General features: G+C 68.0%; 1 protein-coding gene. It reads right to left on the bottom strand.

Annotated elements, in window-relative coordinates; translation table 11 throughout:
• Nucleotides 1–559 (bottom strand): hypothetical protein (locus DVDV_RS22900; protein WP_217694156.1); only part of this gene is annotated, 559 nt, incomplete at both ends.

Here is a 559-nt window from a genome sequence, read left to right as displayed (position 1 = left end):
GTGGTCATCCCGGCCAGCTGGGTGGGCAAGAGGGCCGCGATCTGGGTTGGGGTCATGGTCCCGATCTGGCTGGCGCTCAAGGCGCCAAACTGGGTGGAACTCAGGGCCGCCATCTGGGTGGGCAGCAAGGTGGTCAGTTCCGTGCCGGTGAGGGCCGCCACCTGGGTGGCGTCAAGCGAGGCCACCTGGGTGGTGGACAGCGCGGTGATCTGGGTGGTCTCCAGGGCCCGGATCTGCATCCGGCCCAGGCCGTCGATCTGGGTGGTGGTCAGGGCTTCGATCTGGGTGGTGGACAGGGCGGCGACGGCGGTGGTGGACAGCGCGCCGAGCTGGGTGGAAGCCAGGGCGGCAAACTGGGTGTGGGTCATCTTGCCAAGCTGGGTGACGGTCAGGCCGGACATTCCGGCGGTGGACAGCGCACTGATCTGGGTGGCGCTTAAGACCGCAAACTGGGTGGTGGTGAGGGCCGCGACCTGCTCGGTGGTCAGCCCGCTCATGGCTGTCACGCCAAAGAGCTTCATCTGGTCCGGGGTCAGGCTGGCCAGCTGGGTGGCGGACA

Origin of the sequence: Desulfovibrio sp. DV (genome assembly GCF_001936595.1) — a bacterium.
Classification (GTDB): domain Bacteria; phylum Desulfobacterota; class Desulfovibrionia; order Desulfovibrionales; family Desulfovibrionaceae; genus Solidesulfovibrio.
This window is presented reverse-complemented; position numbering and strand designations above follow the sequence as displayed.